Below are 19777 nucleotides of genomic sequence, written 5' to 3'. Positions count from 1 at the left end.
AGGTGCTGCGAGGCGTACTGCCGTGATCAGGGCTCGCCCGTTACTGCCTGCAACGCGCTTGCTTGCGCAAGAGCGGCAACGGGTGTCTGCTGCGCGGGCGGCGGCGGGCCGCCGACCAGAATGCCCGTATCGATTGCCTCGCGGATTTCGCGATTCGACAGCCCCGCTTCGCGGAACACCTGCTCGTTGTGCTCGCCGCGAAATGCGGGTGCGCCGCGCATGCCAAGCTGGTCGTCGGAAAAGTGCCATGGATAGCCGTGTATCAGATACGAGCCGCCGCGACGGTCCGTGATTTCGTGCACTGCACCCCATTGCTTCGCCCAATCGGTCTCGGCCAATTCCTTCAGCGTACGAATCTGGCCCATCGCAATCTTGGCCTCGTCGAGTTGCGCGTCGAGCGTCTTGAGATCGCGAAACGACAGCATCCACGTCTGGATCACGGCGTGAAGTGCCTTGTAGTTCTGCAGGCGGCGCTCAGCCGTGCTGAAACGCGGATCTTGCGCCAGGTCCATACGGCGCATTGCGCGCAAGTAGTTCGGAAACGTGTTGCTGCCGACAATGCTTTGCGCCGCCACGAACGCTTCGCCTCCGGGACCGACGAAATGCGGCCCGTCGGCGGCGCCGAGAATGCCGGGCTCGGCGCCCGTATCGATTCCCGCGAGATCGAGGTGGGCGCGCTCGTTGATCGACAGCATCACCGCTGCCATCGCGACGTCGATGTATTGTCCGCGCCCCGTGACTTCGCGCTTGCGCATTGCCGCAAGTACGGCGATGGTCGCCTGCAGGCCCGCATAGACGTCGGCATGCGAGAGGGGATCGGTCCACCTGCGGCCCTCGCTTGCACTGTCGAAATGACGCAGCGTGTTGTGCGTGAATCCCGTCTCGGCCTGCACGGTCGGGGCGTAGGCCATGCGCGATGCCCAGGGGCCGCGTTGGCCATAGCCTGTGATCGATACATAGACCAGCTTCGGATTGCGGCGGGAAAGCGTGTCGTAGTCGAGTCCGAAACCCTTGAGCGTGCCGGCCCGAAAATTCTCGACGACGATGTCGGCTTCGTCGCACAGGCGCAGCACGAACTCGCGCGCACCCGGTGCATTCAGATCGACGCTGATATTGCGCTTGCCGCTGTTTTGCTGAGCGTAGTAGCCCGACATGCCATCGCGATTCGGGAATGCGGCACGCGATACGTCGGGCCGAGGCGGCTCGATCTTGATCACGTCAGCACCGAGATCGGCCAGCGTGCGCGCGCAGAGCGGCCCCGCCAGCACGCGGGAAAAATCGACTACCTTGAGTCCTTCGAGAGGTCCGGCCATGTCAGTTCCCTTCGAAAATGGCAGTGCCCGGGCCAGCCTTGTCGAAGGCCTCCAGTCCACGTTTGAGATCCTGCGATGCCCAGATCGGCTTTTGCAGTTCGAACATCGCCTCGTCGGCGGCAGCCACACCTTCGTTGACCGCGACGCGAACGAGCTGCTTCGTGGCGGCATGCGCGATGGTCGGACCCGCCGCCAGTTCTTGAGCAACCGACAGCGCCACTTCATCGAGCTTGTCGTCGGGCACAACAAGATTGATCAAACCCCAACGTTCGAGCGTCGCCGCGTCGTAACGGCGACCGAGCAACGCGAGTTCTTTCGCACGCGCAGGACCAGCTCGCATCACCTGACGCTGGATGCCGCCGAGCAACGGATGCAGACCGAGCGCGACCTCGACCGAGCCGATCCTGGCCGATTCGGCGGCCACACTGAAATCGCAGGCGAGCGCCACTTCGAACCCGCCGCCGAGGCAGGTGCCGTTTACTGCGACAACGATCGGGATCGGTAGTGTCTCGAAGCCACGCAGAACCTCGAGCGGGTCCATCAACGCTTTGCCTTGTTTGGCAATGCGGTCTGGAAAAAGCGCGACTTCAGCGCCGGCCGAGAAGTGACGTAGACCACTGCGCAGCAGGATCGCGCGGGAGCCGCGTTTTACTGCCTCATCGAATTCATCGAGTAGCGCGCGATACAAGGTCGGGCCCATCAGATTGTGCGGGCGACGGTTCATCGTCAGAACCGTTACGCAGTCCTTGATTTCTGTCTGAACAATTGCTTCGTTCATTTCTGCTCCATTTCATCAGGTTCGAATGTACTTTTTTAGCCTAATGTTAATATGCATAACATTAGGCTAAAAGTTCATGCGATGATTCACTCGAATACGGGTGCGTGTCAGATCCGAAGATTGACTATTGCCAATTGGTAAGGGCACAGCGCGCCCATTCTTTGCGCGTGAAAGTGCGCGCCCCAGGCACAAGGTCGCAGCCGGCAAGGATCTCAATCATCGAGACCCGCAACGACGCGGGCGTCCCTTTCCGCGCCATCACCCAACACGTCCAGCGCTTTCTGATAAGCCTCGCTCGTGAACGTGGCGAGTGCCTGTTCGAAACTCGGGAATTCGACCACGACCGTCCGCTCCTTCAGGCCCGCCTGAAAGGCAACGACTTCGCCGCCTCGCACCAGAAATTTTCCGCCCGCGGCTTTCACCACCTCTGTCGCGATCACGCCGTACGCCGCGAGCTTGTTTGCGTCGTGGACCGCCCGGTACGCTGCCACCCAATATCCCTTTGCCATTTTGCTTCCCAAACGAGTGATGTCAGGTGTAATAGTAACGGCGTTAACATCGATATCAATGCGGGTTTTTCCTGGCCACAAAAAGCTGGTCAGGTGATGTGTTAACGATGTTAGCATAGGGCCAATGCGATGACTCGCTGCCAACCTTTTCGCGGAGAACTTCATGCCGTACACGACGACCAATCCTGCCACGGGCGAACTGCTCGCCACCTACGACGACATATCCGACGCGTTGCTTGAAGCGAAGCTCGCCGCCGCGCAGCGCGCGTTCGAAACTGACTGGCGCCGTCGTCCAGTCAGCGACCGGGCTCGCATCGTGTCGCGCGCGGCGGCGCTGTTACGCGATAAGGTGGACGAATATGCGGGCTATCTGACGCTGGAGATGGGCAAGCGTAGCGGCGAAGCGCGCAAGGAAGTGGAATCGTCGGCGAACATTCTCGACTATTACGCGAAGCATGCGCACGCGTATCTGCAACCGCGTCTGCTCGATGAAGCGCCCGGTGCTGCCGTGCACATCGAACCAATCGGCGTGCTGTTCGGTATCGAGCCATGGAATTTTCCGTACTACCAGATCGCGCGCGTAGCCGGGCCGCAACTGATGGTAGGCAACGTCCTGCTGCTCAAGCATGCGGAGAGCGTGCCGCAATCCGCGTCGGCTTTTGCGCGGTTGTTCGAGGAAGCGGGCGCGCCCGAAGGCGTCTATACGAATCTGTTCATCTCGATCGAGCAGGCCGGCCGCGTCATCGACGATGCGCGCGTGCAGGGCGTGACACTGACGGGCAGCGAGCGCGCTGGCGCCGCCGTGGCCGAGCGCGCGGGCCGCAATCTGAAGAAGGTCGTGCTCGAACTGGGCGGCAGCGATCCGTTCATCGTGCTCGACGATGCGCCGCTCGACTGGGCGATTGAAAGCGCGGTCGCGGGCCGCATGCTCAATGCGGGTCAATGCTGCGTCGGTTCCAAGCGCATCATCGTGGTCGGCAAGGAGCGCGGTGCCGCGTTTCTCGAAGGCTTCGCGCAGCGCATGGCAGCACTTGAGACGGGCGATCCCGCCGACCCTTCGACCGCCGTCGCGCCGCTTTCGTCTGAGCGCGCGTTGAAACTGCTGCTCGAGCAGATCGATCGCGCGGCTTCGCATGGGGCACGCATCGTGTGCGGCGGAAAGCGCGTCGCGCGCCCGGGCTTCTATTTGCACCCGACTGTCCTCACCGATATCTCGCCGCAGAATCCCGTTTTCGCCGAAGAACTATTCGGGCCGGTCGCCGCGTTCCATATCGTCGACGACGAAGCCGCGGCGATCGCGCTCGCCAATGGCACGCCGTACGGTCTGGGTGCGTCGGTGTTCACTGCGGATACCGGGCGAGGCGAGGGGATCGCCGCGCAGATCGACAGCGGCATGGTGTTCATCAATCAGCCGTTCGGCACGTCGGCAGAACTGCCGTTCGGTGGCATCAAGCGTTCGGGTTTTGGACGGGAGCTTTCTCTGCTGGGCTTCGACGAGTTCGTCAACAAGAAGCTGATCCGCGTCGCGCCTGTCGGCGCTTCACCGTTCGGCCCGCGCGGGCCGCCTGAACGCCCGATGGCAGCGCGCAATTTTTATATCCTTTGAACGAACATCATGACGAGCAAGACGATTATCAGTTGTGCACTCACAGGAAGCGACGATACACAGCGGCTGAATCCCGCAGTGCCCGTGACGCCCGAGCAGATCGCCAATGAGGCCATGGCTGCCTGTGAGGCGGGAGCGAGCATCGCGCATATTCACGTACGGGACCCGAAAACCGGCGCGCCAAGCACAGAGTTGTCGCTGTACGCAGAAGTCGTTTCGCGTATCCGCGATAGCGGCTGCCCGATATTGATCAATCTGACGACGGGCCCAGGCGCGCGTTTCGTTCCCAGCGACGAAGATCCGAACCGTGGAAGCGAACTCAGCACGATGATGACGCCCGAGGCGCGCGTGCGGCACGTGCTCGCGTTGCGTCCGGAAATCTGCACGCTTGACATCGCGACCATGAACTTCGGCAATCGCGCCTTCGTGAACGTGCCCGACCATCTGATCAAGATGGCAACCTTGATTGAAGCAGCCGGCGTCAAGCCGGAACTCGAGGTATTCGATCTGGGCCACGTGCGTCTGGCGCGTCACCTGATCGACACGCAAGGCATTCTGCAGGCTCCGCTGTTCCAGTTATGTCTTGGCGTGCCATGGGGCGCGGCCGCCGACACCGAGAGCCTGCTTCAGATGAAGCGCTATCTGCCACAGAACGCGCGCTGGTCCGCGTTTGGCATCTCGCGGGCCCAATTTCCGATCGTCGCACAAAGCGTGATTCTCGGCGGGCACGTCCGCGTCGGTCTCGAAGACAACCTTTATCTCGCCAAAGGGGAACTGGCGCCGGGCAACGCATCGCTCGTCAAACGCGCCGCGGGAATCGTCAAAAGCATCGGCGGGGAGGTCGCAACACCGGAAGAGGCGCGCAGCATCCTCGGACTTTCCCGCCGCCAATAGAAGGCAAGCGCCGATGCGATCGCGCCTCTATCTGACGACTCGCAATCAATGCTGCGTTGCGAAAGCATTGGTTTCAAACGGTGGCCTATTCTTGGGCTATCCATAACGCCGCGTCACTCATGTCGGGTTCTGACATGAAAAGCGCGGCATCTATTGATGCATGGAGACAACAATGCCTTTGTGGAATATCTATCATCCCCCCGGTGCCTACACGGCAGAAGACAAGCTCGAGATGGCGAATCGAATCGCCGACATCTACATCATTCCGCGCTTCTATGTCGGCGTTCTGTTTCATGAACAACCGAAAGACTCTTTCTTCATGGGCGGTGTGTCGCGCGACGATTTTGTCAGAATCCGATTGGATCAATTCGCCAGGCACATCTCCAAGGACGTCGCGTGGACGGAGTCGTGGTTGCGCAAGGCCAACGCCGCGATTGCGCCGTTTGTCCAGGAGCGGGGCTATCACTACGAGTTGCATGTCGGCGAAACGCCGCGAGAACTGTGGTTGATCGACGGCATTCGGCCGCCTCGGCCGGATACGGAAGCTGAGAAGAAATGGAAGCTTGAAAACCGGGCGTCGCCGTACGAGCCGAGCGAAGGTTGAATCGCTCGTTTTCCTTTGAAGCGACGTGGAGGCTGAACCGATCGACTGCGGTGAACGCGCGGCTTTCACCGCAGTCTCTGCCAACCGTCTGGAAGAGCAGCGCCGCACACGACGCCAGGCCGCTGCTGGTTTCGCGCAGCGTTGAACTTCGCGCAACGTCACCAGCGACGCGCGCCATGAATGAGACTGCGGTGGCATTTCCGGCTCAGGCCGCCAGCGCAAGTCGGCGTCCGCCGGGACCATTCGCCGCTGAAAGGTAGATCGGGTCCGCAAGCCCGGAATGCGAACGATCGTGCGCAACTGTGTCGGCGGCTGCGTCGGTTGCCGGGTGAGCAAGCTCGCCCATCTGCGGCTCGCGAAACGGCCGGAGCCACCGGACGAGCGCCGAACTCCGTCGAAACGGCACGCCCACTCCGTGCTGCGCCGCCTCCGTTCGCGGCACCCCAGTCCTTATTCACCACGGGTTTCAGCGGGGTCGCCCGGACCGCCCGAGTCACTGGTAAACCACTATCGCGCGTGGATTGGTATGCCATTACTGTCAGACGGGAAAGCGTTTACCCATGCCCTTCTTTTCGCTTCGAGGAGGCGCCGTTGAAAAGCTCCTTCTGCCAGTCCGATCCAGTCCCGCCATAGCAGTTCCGCGAATACTGCGCACCAGCCATGTGTGCAGGCAATCGGTACGTCCAATCGAACAAAAAGGAGGCAACATGCTTTCAGGAATCCACGTGCTTCGAGCGGCGGCGAGCGCCGCATTGGCGCTCTGCGCAGGCGGGGCTTTCGCGCAGGCTTCAATTGTTTCAGGGCCGTCCAGCGATCCCACCTGCATGGTCCCCTGGAAGAGCGACACCAAGTTCATCAAGTATCCGAAGAAGAACCCGCCTTACCGGATCGCACTCGTGAACGGCTATATCGCGAACACCTGGCGTATCCAGATGATCCGGACGGCCAAGGCCTACACCGCGCAACCGGCCGTTGCCGCCAAGCTCAAGGAATTCAAGGTCGTCTCGACCGGCGAGGATGTTCCGGCGCAGATCTCGGCCGTCAACAACTTCATCGATGCCGGCTATGACGCCGTCATCGTGAACGCGCAGAATCCCTCCTCATTCGGCCCCGCGATTCGCCGCGCGAAGAACGCCGGTGTAGTGCTGGTCGCTTTCGACAACACGCTCGACAGCGAAGACGCGATCAACGTCAACGTCGACCAGTATGGGCTCGGCGCGCTGTGGGCCAAATGGCTCGCGGGCCACCTGCCGAACGGAGGCAAGGTGCTCGAAGTGCGCGGGGTGGCGGGCACGTCGGTGGATACGGACCGGCACAATGGTTTCACCAAAACGCTGGACGGCACCGGCAAGAAGTGGAACGTCGTCCAGGTCTACGGCAAATGGGACGACGGGGTCGCGCAAAAGGCCGCCGCCGACGCGATTGCCGTGCAAGGTCATTTCGACGGCATCTCGGCGCAGGGCGGCGACACGGGCGTTGTGCGCGCGATGATCGATGCGAAGCATCCGTTCGTGCCTTTCGGCGGCGAGACGGAAAACGGCTTTCGCAAGTTCTGCGCGCAGTATGGAAGCCAAGGCCTGAAGTGCACGTCGGCGGGCACGGGGCCCGCGCAGGTGGCCGTGGCGATCAAGACGGCACTCGCCGCGCTGGATGGCCAGACGATTCCCGTGGCGATCAAGCTGCCGCTCGACGTCACCGACGATTCGATGCTGAAGTCGGGCGTCAACTATTTTCCGAACGACTCCGACAACTTTTTCGTCGGCAACTCGTTTCCGACATGCGGTATCAATTTCTCTGCGCAGGAAATCATGAAGCAGAACCAGGGCAACCAGTGACGGGATGACGGCCCGCGCTGTGACGGGAGACGAAGCATGCTGCAGGATGCAGAGCCGCCGTTCTTTCAGATGTCTGGCGTGTCGAAAAGCTATGGCGGCGCCGTCGCGCTGGATCACGCCGAACTCACGGTGCGCAGAGGTCGCATTCACGCGATCCTCGGCGAGAACGGCGCGGGCAAGTCCACGTTGCTGAAGGTGATGTCCGGCGTCGTGCAGCCGGACGAGGGCACGATGCATTTCGAAGGCCGGGCGGTCTCGTTCGCGTCGCCTGCCGAGGCGAACGCGGCCGGCATCGTCTGCGTGTATCAGGAGCTGTCGTTGATCCCCGACTTGAGCGTGGCGGACAACATTTACGCCGCGAACCCGCCGCGACGTTTCGGGATGATCGACCGGCGGGCCCAACGCCGCCAGGCGGAGGAGGCGCTCGCGCGAGCGGGCGCCGCCGACATCAATCCGCTTGCGAAAGTCCGGGACCTGCCGCTGTCGCGCCAGCAGATGGTCGAGCTGGCGAAGGGGCTGGCGCACGCGCCGCGCATTCTGATCCTCGACGAAGCCACCTCGGCGCTGACCGCGGCCGACGTCGCGCTGCTGATCGACGTGCTCAAGCGCCTGCGCGAAGAGGGGCTGGCGCTGCTGTTCATCTCGCACCGCATGCACGAGGTGAAGGCGCTCGCGGACGAATGCACGGTCTACCGCAACGGTCGCCATGTGATGAGCTTCGACGCCGGCACGCGCTCCGACAACGAGGTTGTCGAAATGATGATCGGCCGGAAGTACCAGCATGCGTTTCCTTCCAAACCCGCTGCGAAATCCGCGGCCAAAGCGGCGGACCAACCCTCGGACGCCCGGAGCATCGGGCCGGTTCTCGCCTGTCGTGATCTCGCATGGAGCGACACGCTGCGGGGCATCAGCTTTACGTTGCGGCCCGGTGAGATCCTCGGACTGGGCGGCCTCGACGGGCAAGGCCAGCGCGAACTGCTGCTCGCGCTGTTCGGCGTGTTGCGCGGCTGTGCGGGCAAGATCGAGATCAACGGCAAAACGGTGTCCATCGGCAGTCCGACGACCGCGCGCGCCAAAGAAATCGGTATGGCGCTGATACCCGAGGATCGCAAAACGGAAGGCTTGATGCTGCCGATGTCGGTACGCGAGAACCTGTCGTTTGCTGCACTCGACCGCATGTCCACCGCTGGCATCATCGATCGCGACCGCCAGCAGTCGCTCGTCGAGCGGATGATGGAACTGCTTGCGATCAAGTCGTTCAGCATCGACGCGCCTGTGGCGGCGCTGTCGGGCGGCAACCAGCAGAAGGTCGTCATCGCGAAGTGGCTGATGCGGCAGCCGAAGATACTGCTGCTCAGCGACCCGACGCGCGGCATCGACGTCGGCACCAAGCAGGAGCTCTACCAGCTGCTCAGGCGCCTCGCCGACGAAGGCGCCGCGATCGTCTTCTATTCGACCGACTATGACGAGCTGATCGGCTGCTGCGACCGCGTGCTCGTACTGTACGAAGGCAGGATCAAGAAGGAACTCGTCGGCCCGGCGATCACCGAGCAGAACCTGATTGCCAGTGCGCTCGACCTGCCCGTCGGACAGACTTTGCCTTCCACGGGAGTGGCGCGATGAGCGGGCTGCGGTACTGGTATGCAGAGAATCGCGGAGCGGTGTTCGCGTTCGGCCTGTTCGTGCTGATGTTCGCGATCTATCTCGTCAACTATCCGTCGGCGTTGTCGGCCAACGTATTTCAGACGGCGGCGAACAAGGCGGTTCTGCTCGCGCTCGTCTCGATGGGCCAGGCGCTCGTCGTGCTGACGGCCGGCATCGACCTGTCGATCGGCATGACGCTGGTGCTGACGAACTGCATCGGCTCGTGGATCGTCTCGGGCGACTCGCTGCACAGCGCGTTCGGCATCGCCGGCGTGCTCGGGGCGGGTGCGCTGTGCGGCGCGCTGAACGGCGTGATCATCATTTTCGGCCGGCTGCAGCCCATCGTGACGACGATTGCGACGGGCGCCGTCTTCTACGGATTGGCGCTGCTGCTGCGCCCCGTGCCAGGCGGATCGATCAACGAGAACCTCGCCGACGCACTGACGGGTAAGGTCGTAGGCGTTCTGCCAGCGAGCCTGCTGATCCTGCTCGCCACGATCGTGATCGTGTGGATTCCTTTCAAACGCTCGGCGATCGGACGAGCGGCGTACGCGACGGGATCGTCCGAACCCGCGGCTTTCCTGTCCGGCATGCCGATCCGCCGCGCGAAGTTCGCGAGCTATACGCTGGCCGGCCTGCTCGCGGCAGTCGGCGGTCTGTTTCTGACGTTCTTCACGGACACCGGCGAAGCGAACCTCGGCAGCGCGAACTCGTACACGCTGTTTTCGATCGCGGCGGTGGTGATCGGCGGCGTGTCGCTGCTCGGCGGCAAGGGCAGCGCGATCGGCGCGATCTTCGGCGCATTCGCGTTCCGCTCCATCGGCGATCTGCTGTTCGTGTTCAATGTCGATGCGCTGTGGCAGCCGCTATTTCAAGGTGTGATTCTTCTGCTTGCTGTCGCGATCGGCGCGTGCGGATTGTTCCGGGTACGCAACCGTCTGGAGTGGTTTCAATGAGCCAGGCTTCCGCGAGCGGCCGCACCACATTCGTGTCGAGGCTCACCCGCAGAATCGACAAGCCGATCGTGATCGCATTCGCGTGCATCGTCGCGCTGCTGCTCGTGGGCGGGATGTTTTCGCGCAACTTCACGTCGCCGGAATACATCCTGCTGCAACTGAAGGTCGGCGCATTCCTCGGCATCATCGCGACGGGCCTGATGATGGTGATCCTGCTCGGCCACATCGACCTGTCGCTGCCGTGGACGATCACCGTCGGCGCGATGATGGCGTGCGCGGTCGCGGGGCACGGCGATCTCGGGCGCGTTCTCGCGATTCCGGCCGGGATCGGTTGCGGCGTGCTGATCGGCATCGTCAACGGCATCCTCGTCGCACTGCTGCGCATCCCGTCGATGATCGCGACGCTTGCGACCAATGCGGTCGCGCAGGGCATCATGATTGTCTATACGGGTGGATCGTCGCCGCAGGATTCCGCGCCCGAGGTGATGCGCTGGCTTGCGGCGGGCTGGCTGGTACCGGGCGTGCCGAATGCCGTCGCGCTGTGGGTGGTGATCGGCGGCGCCACGATGTTCCTGTTGTCGCGCACGACCTTCGGCCGCACGCTTTACGCGATCGGCAACACCGAGCGCGCGGCGTATCTTTCCGGCATCGATACGCGGCTCGTCACGGTGACCGCCTTCGCCGTGTGCAGTGGGTTCGCCGCGTTCGGCGGCGTACTGCTCGCGGGCTATGCGTCGAAGGCCGCACAGTCGATGGGCGACGCTTACCTGTTGCCGGCGATTGCGGCGGTCGTGCTCGGGGGCACGTCGATTCTGGGTGGACGCGGTTCATACCTGGGCACGGTGGCGGGCGCGATCCTCATCACACTGCTGCAATCGATCCTCTCGGTCGCGCAGATGCCGGAGGCGGGGCGTCAGATCATCTACGGCGTGGTGATCGCGGCGATGCTGCTGTTGTATGGGCGAAGCAAGCGAGAGGCGTAGGGCGGAGAGAATGTGCTTTTCGCTTGTTGCTTGGAGGTTATCGGCCGTTGCCGCACTTATGGGGTTGCCGTGCAAGGACAGAACTAAAAATCAGGTCTGGGGTCGGTGACAGTCGCACCACTTCGATTAGAGTGGTAGTTGGCAATGCTCTCTGATTCTGTGCGCGAGTCGTAGCCTTGCCCCTCACCGGAGTCAAAAATGGACCGGACGATCACTTACAGAGGGTTCGAAATCAGTGTCATACTGACCCCATCCTCTGAAGGCGAAGATTTGTATGACGTGAAAATGCAGGTAAAGGGTGGCGAGAAACTGGCCATCATCGGTGAGAGCGGGAGGGCTGTCATGCTTCGTCACGGCCCGTTTACCGCCCGATGGGCCTATCTGATCGGGGAAGTCGCTGGGCAAGCCGCAATAGATTTGCTGTTCGCGAACGCAGATTGACCAAGCGGCGGCACTCCATCCGACAAAGCCATTCGAGTCGACTGGACGCCGCAACCTAACCGAAACGGTGCTGGTGCCGCTAGTGGCACGAAAAGTTCGCTAGCGAGCTTTCCATCAAGAATCTGAGCCGCGACACTATTGGATGTCGTAGAGCGCAGAACGCAACAGTTCAGATGACCGCACTAAGGGCGGATAATCGCTTGTAAAAACATTCGGCTAATGCAGTTGATCAGGACAGACGATGTACCTGTTCTGTGGGCCGCCTTTATACACTGTCCTCGCAAACGCCAGAATCTCATCGCGGTTGCGGTCGAACGCTGCCAGCAACGAGGACTCGTCGCCGTCCTTGCTGGGATTCAGTTTGGCAAGTACCACATCGTCGATCTGGAAGACAATCTCGCGCGCATTGTCGTAACCCCAGAAATAGACGCAATGCCTGGATTCGTCGTGGACCCTGGTCGGATTTGGAAAATTGATCATCGTCTTCGCTTTTGTCATTTATTTACCGTCACAAGAATACCGCCATTTGCCAGCATTGACGTCAAGGCGTGCGTCCATCTCACGACGCCTTTGCTCCCGGTCTATTTCGGCCTTCTGTTGAGCGGCAACACGTACTCTCTGCTGCGCAGCGTAGTCGCTTTGCTTTGCAGGCGCGACCTGATAAACCTTGCTTTTCGTTTGCATGCCGGAACCCAAAAAGTTTGAATGATTTTTCACCCGACGAAACGAGCGGCCTACCGACTCGGGCGTTTCATTGCCTCGGCCTCTGTCGCCGCATGACGTTCTTCGCTTGCCTCGATGGGTTCCATTGACTCATCGAGAGAAGCTGTTGCCCGTTCTGCAGCAGAATGGTCGTAATCTAAATCTCCGCTGAATGCCTCGTCTTCGTCGTCGGGAGGCGCGAGCATATCGTTGAGCATCGCGTCAAGCTCAGGCGTGTCCCAAGGCGCGCCGCGTTGTCTTCTGCCCTTTATGTAGTCGAATTTCTGCGTCCTGCTCTGCTGTCAATGGCAGACCGCGAAATGTGGTTTGGGGCGTTGCTTCTGACATGGTGAAGCTCCTTGAGCGGCCATGTTCGGGTGCGGTTTATCGTGTGATCCGCCGGACTACCGATGATAGTGAGAGAGGTACAACCCATCCTACACGCATCGGTGAGGATGTATAGGGATATTTTCGGCCATTAATCCGCTTTGCTTCTGGACGAGCGACACGGAGTGGGTCGATCAGACGATCACCCAAAGGCCGACGATATGTATGTATCAGCCTCATGCATTTGACGAGACGATGTATCTGTTGCGCAGGCCGCCTATGTACACCGTTCTCCCAATCGCTGGAGGAAATTAAACGCCGATCAGTACAGCTTTCTCGGCGGAAGCGAGCGCCGGATCTGCTTGCGTAATCGTGTCACTGCTGCCGCTTTCTTGCGCTTGCGTTCGGTCGTCGGTTTCTCATACGCGGTGCGCGCACGCAACTCCTGAATTAGTCCCGTGTGTTGGATCGAACGGCGGAAGCGCCGCAGCGCAACGTCGAGAGGCTCGTCAGGTTTGAGGATAACGGTAGTCAGATCATTCCTTTTTGTGCGTTGTGCAGCAGTGGAGCGCCCATGAGCGGGTTGCCGGATAGGGGATGAGTAAATCGTTCACATGTCAGCGACTGAGGCACCGGCCACTTTCCCATCGACGATGTCCTCGCCTTGCCGGTATGCAGCGCGCCGAGCGGTACCAAAATCCGAAAACGCTTGCAGCCTTTCCAGCCTGAAAACACGCGATGCTCCGGCAACGCCAGCCGTGTCCGGTCTGCAAATGCGCACTGCTACGTCATAGCCTTCCGCATAGCGTGAATGTCTGTCGAAGTGGCTGAAGGTACGCGCGAAAACAAGGGGATGTAGCTCAAAACCCCTGTAAAGGAGGAGCAGGTTGGCGGGCATCGTTGTTCCTCGACCTCGGCAAGGGGTGCCTCACTATACACGCGAATCCGCGGAGACCGATCTTTTATTGCAACCAACGTGTGCCGCGGAACGTCTGCTGGCACGTGAGGGCCGTTGCTGCCGGTCGACGAACAGAACATTAGTTATCCCATTCAGGTCGCGGACGTGTCAGACAGGCTTTGCACGCTTGCTGGCTGGTAGCGGAGGTGGGCTGAGCGGCTGCTCTGGTTCTGCATGGGGCTATATCGACGCTTGAGATGACGCGAGCGCGGCTCATCTCGTTCGTGTTCGCGCTCGGGAATGTGTCAGCTGGGCGGACCTGCTGAAACAGTTACAAGATAACGATTGACGCTGACGAGGTGCGGCGGTTAGTCTACCGCCTGAAGTTCAAGAAGTTCGATTGCTGTTCATCAATTGTTCGCTATTCAGCGATATTCGTTGTCCTCTCCCTCCTTGATGCTTCACTCGCTCATTAGTCGAGCACACCTCCGTTTTTTTAATTCAAGGATTCTCCATGGAAACCGGTATCGTTAAATGGTTCAACGACAGCAAAGGCTTCGGCTTCATCACACCGGACAAGGGCGGCGACGATCTATTCGCTCACTTTTCCGAAATCACGGGCGACGGCTTCAAGACGCTGGCTGAAAACCAGAAGGTGAGCTTCGAAACCAAGAAGGGACCGAAGGGTCTGCAAGCGGCTAATATCAAGCCGCTGTAACGGGCGCCGAACCGGCAGATTCAGAGGGGCACGCTCGTACCAGCGAGGAGGCATGCTCCTCGCGAGGTCGTGGCCAACCGGCGTCCGTTGCGCTAAAGCGCCCGGCCTCCGCCGATGGTTTCCATTCGCAACCGCTAAACGCCTCGTTGCGTACTGGTCTGCCCAGGTAGCGGCAACGCGGTATTTCGTGCTCCGACTGTGTCGCCGTAGGTTTCCACGGTTATCGCAGCACGCACACACTCCGCGCGACATTCGCGCGCTCCGACATCATTAAAACTACAATGAAAGACGAACATATTCAGCATTACAACGGCTATGCCGTCCAACCCTCGGCGCATCGTTTGCCCGACGGGAGCTTTTCATCCAATCTCCTGCTCGAACGTGCCGATAGCGTGCACGGTGATTGCCGATACCGCTTTTATTCGCTCGATTACTTCATGAATGAAGAGCAGGCGCTGCAGCACTCGACACGATGGGGACGCAACTGGGTCGACAGCCGCGGTTAAGGGTGGCGCCGTCATTCAAGAACACGGACGGCCTCAGCAACCGAGCCGATGCGCGCAAATGCCTCGATGCATCACCCGCCAAATGCTGAATCTTTTCATGCATTGGCTGGGGCGCCGCCACGCGCCGGATGGCCGCGCCACCGTCGACATGATCGAATCGCGTCCTAAGTCGAGCAACACGGTGCCAGGCGAATGTTTTCTGACGGTCGAATTCCGGCATCCCGATGCGCAGGTGCTCGATCAGATGGATGCCGGGGCATTGGACAAAGAGTCGCCTCATATGATTTCGACATGAACTGCACACAACCTCGTCCACTACATCGCCAAAATTTCCCTCACTGCGCTATCGATGAAGTTCACATCGACGGGATTGGCTGCAGGGCCGCCCGCAAAATGTCCCCACACCGACTCGATAGGACGCAGCTGTGCATTAGGCATCTTCGAAACCTCATATTCACTATCTTCCGGCGGGAAATACAGATCTGTGCGACCGGGCATAACAATGGCTTTTGCAGTGATACTGCCTAATGCCCGATCGAAATCTCCGTTGTAAAGTGAATTTGCAGAAATATCGCCGTTCTGCCAGCTCCACATCATCGACAGAATATTGTTGGCATCCTTCCTCAAGAAATCGCCCTCCCAGAACTGAGTAATAAAGTCCTCGAGCGATCCATACCCCATCGCTTCCATGTCGAGCCGTTGACGTAGAAACGCCTGGGAAAATCCCCAACCGGCAAACACGCGTGCAGCGGCGCGCATTCCACGCGTCGGTGGCGCATCGTAGAAGCCGTTCCTGAACTCGGGGTCCAGCAACAACGGCGCCTTAAGGCCCTCGATAAATACGAAGTTGTGTCGCGAGCACCGTGCCGCCCCGCAGAACGGCAAAATACGCTCGACCATATCCGGGTACATCGCGGCCCAATGGAAAGCCTGCATCGCGCCCATCGACCAGCCAGTGACGAGCCTGAGCGAGCCGATGCCGAATTTCTCTGTCACCAGGCGATACTGCATCGCGACGTTGTCGTACAGCGTGACATGCGGAAAGCGGCCGCGATCATACGGCTGCGGGTTATTACTCGGTGAACTCGATACCCCGTTGCCGAACATATTCGGCACGATGATGAAGTACTCCCGCGGATCGAGCCCCATGTGATCTCCGATCAGCCACTCATTGTCCACATGGCTGCCGCTATAGAAGGTCGGATAGACAATCGCATTGTCTCGCGCTGCATTCAGCCGGCCATAGGTCTTGTAGGCAAGCTGCATGTCGGGCAGTGTCGCGCCGGACTGCAGCACGACGCGGCCGAGATCGAAAGTTTCATAGTCGGTCATTTGAGCCTCGTCTTTAATCAACGACAACGTTAAGAAATTTTTGGGTGCGCTCCTGGGTCGGGTTGTCGATGACCTGCTGCGGCGTCCCTTGCTCGATCACTTCGCCGCCATCCATGAAGACGACCCTGTCGGCAACCTCGCGCGCGAAGCGGATCTCGTGTGTGACGACGATCATCGTCATGCCGGCATCTGCCAGCCCGCGCATCACACTGAGCACTTCACCGACGAGCTCAGGATCGAGCGCAGAAGTGGGCTCGTCGAACAGCATCAACTTTGGTTTGATCGCGAGCGCACGCGCGATCGCCACGCGCTGCTGCTGTCCACCGGATAACCGATGCGGCAGGAAATCCGCGTGGCCGGCGAGTCCTACGCTTTTCAACAGCTCGCGACCGAGTGCTTCCGCTTCGATGCGTGGCACGTCATAGACCTGGCGCTGCGCTTCAACAATGTTTTCCAGCGCGCTTAGATGACTGAAGAGATTGAAATGCTGAAACACCATACCCACGCGTGCTTCGGCGCGGGCACGCGCGAGGTTATGCAGGGGCCGAACCACACCGCCACCGCCTGGTACTTCGCGATAGCCCACATACTGCGAATCGACCTTGATCGTTCCCCAGTCGAGCGGCTCGAGGTGGTTGATCAGTTTGAGCAGAGTACTTTTTCCGGAGCCACTCGGGCCCAGTATGACGACCACTTCGCCATGCGCGATCGACAGGTCGACACCGCGCAAGATCTCGCGTTTGCCATATGATTTCCAGACGTTCTTGCATACGACAAACGGTTCATCGCATCGCCGCGGCGTGCGGTTTTCGGTAGGCAGTAGCGTGCCGATCCATGCGTGATCGTTCGTCTCAGGCGCTTTGTCAGGGACGGGATCAGCAATCGGTGCGTCGAGAGGTTTCACATCAGTCGATGCGCGCAGTCCGAACCACGAGAATGTGACCTTTCGATCGCGCTCGTGATCGAAGATGCGCTCGAGCCACACCTGAAGCAATGAGATCCCACTCGTCAGGACCAGATAAATCACGGCAGCCGCGCCGAACACGGTAAAGAACTTGAAGTTCTGCCCGACGACCTGTTGCGAGCGAAACGTAAGCTCGTTGACGAAGATCACCGACGCGATCGACGTCAGCTTCAACATGCCGATGGTGTCGTTCGCGAGACCGGGGATCACCGCGCGCATCGATTGGGGCAGGATAATGCGGCGCAACGTCAGCAAGGGCCCCATGCCAAGCGCGGCGGCGGCGGTCGATTGCGAACGGTTCACGGAGAGGATGCCGGCACGAAACAGCTCGGCGCTGAAGGCCGCTTCGTTCAAGGCGAATCCGATGACCGCAGTCGTGACTTCATCGAAACGCAAACCGATCAGCGGCAACGCGTCGAAGATGAAAACGAGTTGCAGCAGTTGCGGCGTGCCGCGCACGAACCAGATATAACCCCACGCCGCTGAGTCCAGGGCCTTGAAGCGCGACAGCCGCATCAGCGCAAGACCAAGTCCGAGCACCAGCCCGATCGACATCGCTATCAGCGTGATCTTCACCGCGATCCACGCGCCGCCGAGCAGGAACGGCGAGCCGACGTATCCTGCCAGCTCTTTGAACCCGTCGACCATCTGAACGCCATCGAGACCAGCGGCCATCGCCGGCTGCAATACGAACATGGCCGCCGTACCGAGAGCGCCGACGATCTTATGTTTGATACGCAATGCCTTCATTTCCAAACCCTGTTCCATGACGCTGCCGGCACACGACATAGTGTGCCGCGCAGGGAGCCTTTATTGAGTAAGCAGTGTGGTCGGCATTTCCAGCGACGGATCTACGCCGTACTGCTGAAAGGTCTTCTTCTGGGTTTGATTGGCCTGCATGATCTTGAGTCCATCGGACACGGCGGCAATCATATCGGCGTTGCCTTTCTTGACGCCCACGCCGATCTTCATTCCGCTTGTCACCATGAAGCCGCGCATGTAGAGCTGGGGGTTTTGTTTCGCGAGTCCATCGACGAGCGCCAGATCGTACATCATCACATCGGCACGATGGCTTGCAACGAGGCGTGCGCCTGACGCGATATCGGCGGACGTCATGATGGTCACGTCAGGCTTGTTTTCCGCCTTGCATTTGGCCGCTTGCGCTTGTGCCATTGTCAGTTCGACGGTGCCGATGCCTGCCGTGACCGTCATGCCGCAGAGCTTGGAGATGTCATCGATCTTCTTGGGGTTGCCGGCTGCGACGAGTCCACCTGTGCCGGCCTGCATATAGGTGACGAAGCTCGTCTCCTTGGCGCGTTCCGGCGTGTAGTACAGCAAGTCCCACATCACATCGATCTGTCCGGCACGCAGTGCGGGCAGCAGGCCTGGCCAGCCGGCGGTAAAGAATTCGGTCTTGACGCCAGCACAGGCGAACACGGCGCGGGCCATGTCGGCGTCGGCGCCAATGATCTTGTTGAAATCTTTGCTGTCGCGAAACGCGTACGGAGGCGACTCTGGGTCCACGCCGATCTTGATCGTTTTGCCTGCGAGCGAGGGATATTTCTGCGCCACCTTGGACGGCTCGCACGATTGCGCTGACGCGCCTTGCGCGAGGAGGAGGCCGGTGACTGCGCATAGCAGCAACTTGATTGCCTTTGACATGAACATGGCGAATCCTATTCAGGTTGAACGACAAGGAAAGGGAAAAGGTGATGCGGCAAAGCAAGGATGAAGTGGGCTAACGGCCGATGAAGTCCATGTGGCTCGCGATGGAACCCGGCGTGGTGATACAGGTGAGGCCCTCGTCCCGCGCGCGCGCAATATGTTCGAGCGCCCTGCGCAAGTGACACAGACGATGCGGCTGACCCATCAGGTATGCATGCAACGCAATGCCCATTACCAGCGGCTGACGTGCGGATTGCCGCAGCATTTCGTCAAAGTGATCGATCACCATATCGGCGAACGACTTCGCATCCATCTGGCGCGCAAGAATCATCGGAATATCGTTGACTTCTTCCGGATACGGTATGGCCCACAGCGGATGACCGTTGCGCGTGCGCAGTCGCGTCGGCTGATCGTCGTGACACCAGTTGAGCGTGTACTGATAGCCCGCCTCGGCTACCAGATCGCTGGTGACGTGACTTTCCGAGAGCCACGGCGATAGCCATCCCGCTGGTTGTTGCGCGCTCTCCGACGCAATCCGCTCCCGGCATGCAACGATCAGCGCCCGTTCGTCGTCCTCGGTAAGCATGCCTTGCCGTTCCGAATTCGTATGACCGTGCGCCACCAGTTCATCGCCGCGCTGGGCGAACGCGGCGACCAGCTCCGGGCAGTGATCGTAGAGCGCCGTGTTGATGATGGCGGCGCTCGGCAGTGCGAGTTCATCGAAGAGATCAAGACAGCGCCATGCGCCCACGCGCAATGCGTACTCTCGCCACGCGTGATTCAGCACATCGGGTTCGGGCATCACGGGACCGATAGACGGCCCCAGTCCTTCTCCGAATGCAAAGTGCTCGATGTTGAAGCCGATATAGACAGCGAGCCGAGATCCGTCAGGCCAGCGATAAACAGGGCGACTGTTGATCGGCGAATATTGAAAGCGCCCGTGGCCGGGCAGCACACGATGTGCGGAAGAATCCATGGTCCGATGAGTCCTGTCGAGCGGCGCGTACGCCGGTGGTCACGTCGGAATCCATGGTATGGATGCCAAAATAGCCGCATCGGGCTTGCGGCGAACAAACTCTTGTCCGCACGCGCATTGAAGGTG

20 protein-coding genes and 2 pseudogenes are annotated in these 19777 nt (G+C 60.3%); 11 read left to right on the top strand and 11 right to left on the bottom strand.

Translation table 11 applies throughout. The annotated features are described in order from the left end of the window. Nucleotides 1-26: 26 nt before the first annotated feature. The 3 genes from H3V53_RS00420 to H3V53_RS00410 all read right to left on the bottom strand — a co-directional run bounded on the left by H3V53_RS00420 (nt 27) and on the right by H3V53_RS00410 (nt 2600). Entirely contained in the window at nt 27-1313 is a 1287-nt protein-coding gene (locus tag H3V53_RS00420; protein ID WP_336596199.1) for a CaiB/BaiF CoA transferase family protein, read from the bottom strand. A gap of 1 nt (nt 1314) precedes the next feature. Then, a complete protein-coding gene (locus H3V53_RS00415; RefSeq protein ID WP_336596198.1) occupies nt 1315-2091 on the bottom strand; it encodes an enoyl-CoA hydratase/isomerase family protein in 777 nt (258 codons plus the stop codon). 212 nt (nt 2092-2303) lie between these two features. Further along, nucleotides 2304-2600, bottom strand: coding sequence for a DUF1330 domain-containing protein (locus tag H3V53_RS00410; protein WP_054925802.1), 297 nt, complete (start codon nt 2598-2600; stop codon nt 2304-2306). Between the two features lie 163 nt (nt 2601-2763). Between H3V53_RS00410 and H3V53_RS00405 the strand changes: the two genes are divergently transcribed. The 8 genes from H3V53_RS00405 to H3V53_RS00370 all read left to right on the top strand — a co-directional run bounded on the left by H3V53_RS00405 (nt 2764) and on the right by H3V53_RS00370 (nt 11563). Beyond that, nucleotides 2764-4206, top strand: coding sequence for an NAD-dependent succinate-semialdehyde dehydrogenase (locus H3V53_RS00405; RefSeq protein ID WP_336596197.1), 1443 nt, complete (start codon nt 2764-2766; stop codon nt 4204-4206). Between the two features lie 9 nt (nt 4207-4215). Beyond that, complete coding sequence (locus H3V53_RS00400; RefSeq protein WP_336596196.1) at nt 4216-5100, top strand: beta-keto acid cleavage family enzyme; 885 nt, start codon at nt 4216-4218, stop codon at nt 5098-5100. 160 nt (nt 5101-5260) lie between these two features. Further along, nucleotides 5261-5704 (top strand): tautomerase family protein, encoded by a 444-nt coding sequence (locus H3V53_RS00395; protein WP_336596195.1) that lies wholly within the window; start codon nt 5261-5263, stop codon nt 5702-5704. A gap of 707 nt (nt 5705-6411) precedes the next feature. Then, on the top strand, nt 6412-7539 hold the full coding sequence (locus tag H3V53_RS00390; RefSeq protein ID WP_336596194.1) for a sugar ABC transporter substrate-binding protein: 1128 nt from the start codon (nt 6412-6414) through the stop codon (nt 7537-7539). A 36-nt stretch (nt 7540-7575) separates the two neighbouring features. Then, nucleotides 7576-9162, top strand: coding sequence for a sugar ABC transporter ATP-binding protein (locus H3V53_RS00385; RefSeq protein ID WP_336596193.1), 1587 nt, complete (start codon nt 7576-7578; stop codon nt 9160-9162). Then, nucleotides 9159-10139: an ABC transporter permease gene (locus tag H3V53_RS00380; protein ID WP_336596192.1), complete on the top strand. Its 981-nt coding sequence runs from the start codon at nt 9159-9161 to the stop codon at nt 10137-10139. The genes H3V53_RS00385 and H3V53_RS00380 overlap by 4 nt, the downstream gene beginning before the upstream one ends. Beyond that, complete coding sequence (locus tag H3V53_RS00375; protein WP_336596191.1) at nt 10136-11122, top strand: ABC transporter permease; 987 nt, start codon at nt 10136-10138, stop codon at nt 11120-11122. Before H3V53_RS00380 ends, H3V53_RS00375 begins: the two co-directional genes overlap by 4 nt. Nucleotides 11123-11320: 198 nt before the next feature. Continuing rightward, nucleotides 11321-11563, top strand: coding sequence for a hypothetical protein (locus H3V53_RS00370; protein WP_336596190.1), 243 nt, complete (start codon nt 11321-11323; stop codon nt 11561-11563). Between the two features lie 216 nt (nt 11564-11779). Here H3V53_RS00370 and H3V53_RS00365 read toward each other — a convergent pair whose 3' ends face one another. The 4 genes and pseudogenes from H3V53_RS00365 to H3V53_RS00350 form a co-directional block, all read right to left on the bottom strand. After that, nucleotides 11780-12061 (bottom strand): DUF1488 family protein, encoded by a 282-nt coding sequence (locus H3V53_RS00365; protein ID WP_336596189.1) that lies wholly within the window; start codon nt 12059-12061, stop codon nt 11780-11782. 236 nt (nt 12062-12297) lie between these two features. Continuing rightward, nucleotides 12298-12613 (bottom strand): annotated as a pseudogene (locus tag H3V53_RS00360) (hypothetical protein). A 301-nt stretch (nt 12614-12914) separates the two neighbouring features. Further along, nucleotides 12915-13127 carry a 30S ribosomal protein S21 gene (gene rpsU / locus H3V53_RS00355; protein ID WP_082427331.1) on the bottom strand — a complete coding sequence of 71 codons (213 nt, stop codon included), beginning with the start codon at nt 13125-13127 and terminating at the stop codon, nt 12915-12917. Between the two features lie 75 nt (nt 13128-13202). After that, complete coding sequence (locus tag H3V53_RS00350; RefSeq protein ID WP_082427329.1) at nt 13203-13490, bottom strand: hypothetical protein; 288 nt, start codon at nt 13488-13490, stop codon at nt 13203-13205. Nucleotides 13491-14004: 514 nt separating this feature from the next. On the opposite strand from H3V53_RS00350, the gene H3V53_RS00345 reads away from it, so the two are divergent. The 3 genes and pseudogenes from H3V53_RS00345 to H3V53_RS00335 all read left to right on the top strand — a co-directional run. Next, nucleotides 14005-14208, top strand: coding sequence for a cold-shock protein (locus H3V53_RS00345; protein WP_054925770.1), 204 nt, complete (start codon nt 14005-14007; stop codon nt 14206-14208). Between the two features lie 281 nt (nt 14209-14489). Continuing rightward, nucleotides 14490-14714: a hypothetical protein gene (locus tag H3V53_RS00340; protein WP_054925768.1), complete on the top strand. Its 225-nt coding sequence runs from the start codon at nt 14490-14492 to the stop codon at nt 14712-14714. Between the two features lie 94 nt (nt 14715-14808). Further along, nucleotides 14809-14967 (top strand): annotated as a pseudogene (locus tag H3V53_RS00335) (Zn-dependent hydrolase); the annotation flags it as partial. Nucleotides 14968-15029: 62 nt separating this feature from the next. On the opposite strand, the gene H3V53_RS00330 reads toward H3V53_RS00335, so the two are convergent. The 4 genes from H3V53_RS00330 to H3V53_RS00315 form a co-directional block, all read right to left on the bottom strand. Continuing rightward, entirely contained in the window at nt 15030-16046 is a 1017-nt protein-coding gene (locus tag H3V53_RS00330; RefSeq protein WP_336596188.1) for an alpha/beta fold hydrolase, read from the bottom strand. A gap of 13 nt (nt 16047-16059) precedes the next feature. Continuing rightward, nucleotides 16060-17760 (bottom strand): amino acid ABC transporter permease/ATP-binding protein, encoded by a 1701-nt coding sequence (locus H3V53_RS00325; protein ID WP_473766650.1) that lies wholly within the window; start codon nt 17758-17760, stop codon nt 16060-16062. Between the two features lie 60 nt (nt 17761-17820). After that, entirely contained in the window at nt 17821-18582 is a 762-nt protein-coding gene (locus tag H3V53_RS00320) for an ABC transporter substrate-binding protein (protein WP_336596186.1), read from the bottom strand. A 166-nt stretch (nt 18583-18748) separates the two neighbouring features. Beyond that, complete coding sequence (locus H3V53_RS00315; RefSeq protein WP_336596185.1) at nt 18749-19651, bottom strand: polysaccharide deacetylase family protein; 903 nt, start codon at nt 19649-19651, stop codon at nt 18749-18751. Nucleotides 19652-19777: the final 126 nt, after the last annotated feature.

It is taken from the genome of Paraburkholderia bengalensis (genome assembly GCF_037126505.1).
In the GTDB taxonomy this organism is placed as follows: domain Bacteria; phylum Pseudomonadota; class Gammaproteobacteria; order Burkholderiales; family Burkholderiaceae; genus Paraburkholderia; species Paraburkholderia bengalensis.
Note: the sequence above shows the minus strand (reverse complement) of the source record. Positions and strands in the feature narration are given on the sequence as shown.

Coding starts and splice junctions, on each gene's coding strand:
- H3V53_RS00420 (WP_336596199.1), bottom strand. CDS start 1,313: ATGGCCGGACCTCTCGAAGGACTCAAGGTAGTCGATTTTTCCCGCGTG.
- H3V53_RS00415 (WP_336596198.1), bottom strand. CDS start 2,091: ATGAACGAAGCAATTGTTCAGACAGAAATCAAGGACTGCGTAACGGTT.
- H3V53_RS00410 (WP_054925802.1), bottom strand. CDS start 2,600: ATGGCAAAGGGATATTGGGTGGCAGCGTACCGGGCGGTCCACGACGCA.
- H3V53_RS00405 (WP_336596197.1), top strand. CDS start 2,764: ATGCCGTACACGACGACCAATCCTGCCACGGGCGAACTGCTCGCCACC.
- H3V53_RS00400 (WP_336596196.1), top strand. CDS start 4,216: ATGACGAGCAAGACGATTATCAGTTGTGCACTCACAGGAAGCGACGAT.
- H3V53_RS00395 (WP_336596195.1), top strand. CDS start 5,261: ATGGAGACAACAATGCCTTTGTGGAATATCTATCATCCCCCCGGTGCC.
- H3V53_RS00390 (WP_336596194.1), top strand. CDS start 6,412: ATGCTTTCAGGAATCCACGTGCTTCGAGCGGCGGCGAGCGCCGCATTG.
- H3V53_RS00385 (WP_336596193.1), top strand. CDS start 7,576: ATGCTGCAGGATGCAGAGCCGCCGTTCTTTCAGATGTCTGGCGTGTCG.
- H3V53_RS00380 (WP_336596192.1), top strand. CDS start 9,159: ATGAGCGGGCTGCGGTACTGGTATGCAGAGAATCGCGGAGCGGTGTTC.
- H3V53_RS00375 (WP_336596191.1), top strand. CDS start 10,136: ATGAGCCAGGCTTCCGCGAGCGGCCGCACCACATTCGTGTCGAGGCTC.
- H3V53_RS00370 (WP_336596190.1), top strand. CDS start 11,321: ATGGACCGGACGATCACTTACAGAGGGTTCGAAATCAGTGTCATACTG.
- H3V53_RS00365 (WP_336596189.1), bottom strand. CDS start 12,061: ATGACAAAAGCGAAGACGATGATCAATTTTCCAAATCCGACCAGGGTC.
- H3V53_RS00350 (WP_082427329.1), bottom strand. CDS start 13,490: ATGCCCGCCAACCTGCTCCTCCTTTACAGGGGTTTTGAGCTACATCCC.
- H3V53_RS00345 (WP_054925770.1), top strand. CDS start 14,005: ATGGAAACCGGTATCGTTAAATGGTTCAACGACAGCAAAGGCTTCGGC.
- H3V53_RS00340 (WP_054925768.1), top strand. CDS start 14,490: ATGAAAGACGAACATATTCAGCATTACAACGGCTATGCCGTCCAACCC.
- H3V53_RS00330 (WP_336596188.1), bottom strand. CDS start 16,046: ATGACCGACTATGAAACTTTCGATCTCGGCCGCGTCGTGCTGCAGTCC.
- H3V53_RS00325 (WP_473766650.1), bottom strand. CDS start 17,760: ATGAAGGCATTGCGTATCAAACATAAGATCGTCGGCGCTCTCGGTACG.
- H3V53_RS00315 (WP_336596185.1), bottom strand. CDS start 19,651: ATGGATTCTTCCGCACATCGTGTGCTGCCCGGCCACGGGCGCTTTCAA.